Consider the following 2,301-nt stretch of genomic DNA (forward strand, 5'->3'; position numbering starts at 1 on the left):
TATGGTGGGGACTCATAGGAGACTGCCGGGGTCAACTCGGAGGAAGGTGAGGACGACGTCAAATCATCATGCCCCTTATGTCTTGGGCTTCACGCATGCTACAATGGCCGGTACAATGGGTTGCGATACTGTGAGGTGGAGCTAATCCCAAAAAGCCGGTCTCAGTTCGGATTGGGGTCTGCAACTCGACCCCATGAAGTCGGAGTCGCTAGTAATCGCAGATCAGCAACGCTGCGGTGAATACGTTCCCGGGCCTTGTACACACCGCCCGTCAAGTCACGAAAGTTGGTAACACCCGAAGCCGGTGGCCTAACCCCCTTGTGGGGAGGGAGCTGTCGAAGGTGGGACTGGCGATTGGGACTAAGTCGTAACAAGGTAGCCGTACCGGAAGGTGCGGCTGGATCACCTCCTTTCTAAGGAGCACCAAACACCTAGGCGTTTTCCGCATGGAGAATTGTTGTGGGTGTGAGGAGAATAGTGCATTGCGAGAACGAAAGTTTCTCGGTGTGCTGCTCAAGGGTGGAATATCAATGAAATAGGTGCCTGTTGGCACGGGGCGATCTGAAATAAGTACAGCAACCCTTTAGGGGATGCGGGGAACGTTTCATCAAGGGTTGTTTCGTGGTGGTGGGTGGTGTTTGGCACACTGTTGGGTCCTGAGGCAACAACACTTTTTTGTGTTGGTTTGTTTCTGGTTTCCTGCACATAACTGAACCGTGAGGCGGTGCTGGTGTGCGTGATCTGGTCTTCGGGCTGGTGTTGCGTGGATGGGTACTCTCTGGTGGTGGGGTGTGTGGTGGGGTTGTTGTTTGAGAACTACATAGTGAACGCGAGCATCTTTTATAAGAAAGCAATTTCTTTGAGAATATGATATAAAACCTGGATCTGTTGCTGACCCTTTGGGGTTGGTGGCTAGTTTTCATGGTTTTCTCGATAATCAAGAAGTATAAATCATGGTGCATCCTTGTGAGGGTGTGTTGTGTTTGACCCGCATGTGTGTGGTCAAGTTTTTAAGGGCACACGGTGGATGCCTTGGCATTAGGAGCCGAAGAAGGACGTAGGAATCTGCGATAAGCCTCGGGGAGTTGATAACCAAACTTTGATCCGAGGGTGTCCGAATGGGGGAACCCCGCTACCCGGTGTAAGCCGAGGTGGTGACCTGCACCTGAATATATAGGGTGTGTGGAGGGAACGTGGGGAAGTGAAACATCTCAGTACCCACAGGAAGAGAAAACAATAGTGATTCCGTTAGTAGTGGCGAGCGAACGCGGATCAGGCTAAACCGTGTCATGTGTGATAGCCGGCGGGCGTTGCATGGTGCGGGGTTGTGGGACTTACCGATCTAGTTCTGCCGGACTAGGAAGGGGAATGGTGCATGTATAGGTGAACGGTTTTGAATGGCCGACCGTAGAGGGTGAGAGTCCCGTAACTGAAATGCAGTGCACTCCCTGGTGAGTATCCCAAGTAGCACGGGGCCCGAGAAATCCCGTGTGAATCTGTCAGGACCACCTGATAAGCCTAAATACTACCTAATGACCGATAGCGGACAAGTACCGTGAGGGAAAGGTGAAAAGTACCCCGGGAGGGGAGTGAAATAGTACCTGAAACCGTGTGCTTACAATCCGTCAGAGCAAGCGTGCCCCTTTGGGGGTAGTTGTTCTTGTGATGGCGTGCCTTTTGAAGAATGAGCCTGCGAGTTAGTGTTACGTCGCGAGGTTAACCCGTGTGGGGAAGCCGTAGCGAAAGCGAGTCTGAATAGGGCGAGTTTAGTGGCGTGATCTAGACCCGAAGCGAAGTGATCTACCCATGGCCAGGTTGAAGCGCGTGTAAGAGCGCGTGGAGGACCGAACCCACTTCAGTTGAAAATGGAGGGGATGAGCTGTGGGTAGGGGTGAAAGGCCAATCAAACTTCGTGATAGCTGGTTCTCCCCGAAATGCATTTAGGTGCAGCGTTGCGTGTTTCTTACTGGAGGTAGAGCTACTGGATGGCTAATGGGCCCTACAAGGTTACTGACGTCAGCCAAACTCCGAATGCCGGTAAGTCAGAGCGTAGCAGTGAGACTGTGGGGGATAAGCTTCATAGTCGAGAGGGAAACAGCCCAGACCACCAACTAAGGCCCCTAAGCGTGTGCTAAGTGGGAAAGGATGTGGGATTGCTTAGACAACCAGGAGGTTGGCTTAGAAGCAGCCATCCTTAAAAGAGTGCGTAATAGCTCACTGGTCAAGTGATTCCGCGCCGACAATGTAGCGGGGCTCAAGTACACCGCCGAAGTTGTGGATTTCAAACATTACCCTAACAAG

The 2,301-nt window shown here is 52.2% G+C and carries 2 rRNA genes (both only partly in view); both read left to right on the plus strand.

Annotated elements, in window-relative coordinates:
* Positions 1-413, plus strand: a 16S ribosomal RNA gene (locus CVS29_RS17965) (it extends 1,223 nt beyond the left edge of the window).
* A gap of 587 nt (positions 414-1,000) precedes the next feature.
* Positions 1,001-2,301: ribosomal RNA gene (locus CVS29_RS17970) — 23S ribosomal RNA — on the plus strand (it continues 1,962 nt past the right edge of the window).
* The 16S and 23S rRNA genes sit together here, the layout of an rRNA operon.

Origin of the sequence: Arthrobacter psychrochitiniphilus, assembly GCF_003185915.1 — a bacterium.
GTDB lineage: Bacteria > Actinomycetota > Actinomycetes > Actinomycetales > Micrococcaceae > Specibacter > Specibacter psychrochitiniphilus.